The organism is Pinisolibacter aquiterrae, assembly GCF_019160155.1.
GTDB classification, from domain to species: domain Bacteria; phylum Pseudomonadota; class Alphaproteobacteria; order Rhizobiales; family Ancalomicrobiaceae; genus Pinisolibacter; species Pinisolibacter aquiterrae.
In genome coordinates, this window is the sequence record NZ_JAFNIH010000029.1 from 1 (window position 1) to 2,562 (window position 2,562).

Sequence of the window (2,562 nt, forward strand, 5' to 3'; positions counted from 1 at the left end):
GCTGTTGCTCGCGACCATCCGGGCCGTCGGCATCATCCAGCCGCCGATCGTCTCGCCGCAGCGCGACGGCGGCAACGGTTGGGTCATCGACGCCGGACATCGCCGCGTCGCCCAGGCGATCGCCGCCGGCCTCGAGGAGATCGAGGTCCTCGTCGATGAGGTGGCGAACGACGATCCGGCGTCTCGGGGCGCGATGCGCTCGATGGTCGAGAACATCGCTCGCGAGGCCCTGAACCCGGTCGACCAGTGGCGGGCGATCGAGCGTCTGGTCATGCTGCGCTGGACGGAGGAGGCGATCGCGGCGGCGCTGGCGTTGCCGATCCGTCAGATCCGCAAGCTGCGCCTGCTCGCCGGCGTGCTGCCGGCCATGCTCGATCAGATGGCGAAGGGCGACATGCCCGAGGAACGCCAGCTCCGTGTCATCGCCGCCGCCGCCGTCGAGGAGCAGGTGGAGGTCTGGAAGAAGCACAGGCCAAAGAAGGGTGACACCACCAGCTGGTGGAGCGTTGCCCAGGCGCTCGAGAAGCGCCGCATGTTCGCGCGTGATGCGAAGTTCGACGACGATCTCGCTCGCGCCTACGGCATCGCCTGGAGCGAGGATCTGTTCGCGCCGGCGGGCGAGGACAGCCGCTACACCGCGGACGTCGAGGCCTTCCTCGGTGCTCAGCACGAGTGGATGTCGAACCATCTGCCGAAGCGCGGCCAGATCGTCGAGGCGACCAACTGGGGCGAGCCGAAGTTGCCGGCGAAGGCGCAGCGCGTCTACGGCAAGCCCGGCAAGGGCGACTGCACCGCGATGTATCTCGATCAGAAGGGCGCGGTGCAGACCGCCGTCTATCGGATGCCCGAGGCGAAGAAGCCGGTGGCGAAGGGGAAGGCAGACACCGGGTCGAGTTCCGACACCGACGAGATCGACGATGTCGGCGCGTTGCCGAAGTCTCGCCCGGACGTGACCCGCAAGGGCATCGAGATGATCGGCGATCTCCGCACCGACGCACTGCACGAGGCGCTCGCCCACGCGCCGATCGAGGACGACACGCTGACGGTGTTGCTGGTGCTGGCCTTCGCCGGGCAGAACGTCTCGGTCGCCTCGGGCGCCGATGGTCACGCCTACGGCTTCGGGCGGATGGCGCGACATGCCGTGCGGTTGATCGGACCGGACGGCAGGCTCGCCTACGATCGCGAGACACTGCAACAGGTCGCCCGCGCGGTGCTCGTCGACGTGCTGTCGACCCGCGAAGACCGGACCCAGAGCGGCATGGTCGCGCGGATCGCCGGCGTGACGATCGGCGCCGACGCCCATCTCCCCAACATGGGAACCAAGGACTTCCTCGCCTGCCTGTCGCGCCAAGCGCTCGAGGCTGCGTGCGCCGACACCTCGGTGCAGCCGAAACCGCGGGTCAAGGACACGCGCGCCGCGCTGGTCGAGCATTTCAAGGAGGAACGCTTCGTTCATCCCGCCGCGCTGTTCCCACCCGACCCGGCGAAGCTCGCCGAATATCTGCGGACGAACGACGTCCCCGACGGCGAGGACGAGCCCGAAGTCCTCGATCCGGCGCCGCTCGACGAAATGGACGACATCCTCGAGCCGTCCCCGGCCGAGACCGAGGACGACGGCTGGCGTGCCGCCGCCGAATAGGCCGGGGCCTCGGCCGACTTTCTCTTTCTTCCGAACGATCTCTCCGCTGCCGGTCGCCCCGGCGGCGGTTTCATTTCTATGTCCTCTCGGTTCAGGAGCGCAGCATGACCGCGCAACGCATCTTCGATATCGCACCCATCGGTTCCATCGTTGCCTGGTCGGACGGCACGCCGCGTCCGCCCGAGCGCCACAAGAAGAAGCTCGACGCCTGGCGAGCCAACAACGCGCGAGGGCGACTGATCGCCATGCAGGGGGAGCGCAAGCTCGGCACCATGGTGATCCCGGCCGGTTTCACGCTGCACGAGACCGATCTCGCCAGCGGTGGCGTCATTGTCATGAAGGTGTCGAGGTGCTTCTCGGTCGCGAGCAACCTCCGCTTCGAGGTGGTGGAGCGCCCGTCCACCGGCTCCGTCCACGTCTTGGATCGCCCCGGTCATGGTCGGGAACTCGTCCATCTCGCGGCGGACCGCCGCGACGCCGAAGCGTGGCTCTCCCGGCACGGCTATCCGCACGCCGTGCTCGAGGAGGTGTCGGATCTCGTCGTGGTCGAAGGCGAGGGGAGGGCGGCATGAACGACGATGTTTCTGGCTCGACGGCCATCACCGAGAACCTTGACGAGCCGACCGTCGCGTTCGGCACCAGTGCCGACGGCTTCCCGGTGGCGCAGGTCGGCGGCAATGCCTTCGCCATGCTGCCCGGGCGCGGCGGTACCCACTTCCTGGCGAGCGGGTGGCGGATCGCTCGTCCCATCGCTGCGTGGGAGCGTTCCGACTTCTACGGTCATTCGGGCCGGCTCGCCGACGAAGCCGAGTTCCAGGCGAAGGTGCTGGAGAATGCCGAGCACCAGCGCGAGAAGCGCCGGCTCGGCCGGGTCGGGATGGGTTCTTCGGCGAGCACACCGTGGGGCGGGGCGCAGAGTGCCA

3 protein-coding genes are annotated in these 2,562 nt (G+C 68.5%); all 3 read left to right on the plus strand.

The genetic code is table 11. The features are described from left to right. Nucleotides 1–1,639: ParB N-terminal domain-containing protein (locus J3S89_RS11960; protein WP_217927785.1), on the plus strand; the 1,639-nt coding region annotated here is incomplete at its 5' end. A 104-nt stretch (nt 1,640–1,743) separates the two neighbouring features. Beyond that, nucleotides 1,744–2,211 (plus strand): hypothetical protein, encoded by a 468-nt coding sequence (locus J3S89_RS11965; RefSeq protein ID WP_217927786.1) that lies wholly within the window; start codon nt 1,744–1,746, stop codon nt 2,209–2,211. Further along, nucleotides 2,208–2,562 (plus strand): hypothetical protein (locus J3S89_RS11970; protein ID WP_217927787.1); only part of this gene is annotated, 355 nt, incomplete at its 3' end. The genes J3S89_RS11965 and J3S89_RS11970, both read left to right, overlap by 4 nt.

Excerpts from the sequence above, each read along its gene's own strand:
- J3S89_RS11965 (WP_217927786.1), top strand. The coding sequence starts at position 1,744 with ATGACCGCGCAACGCATCTTCGATATCGCACCCATCGGTTCCATCGTT.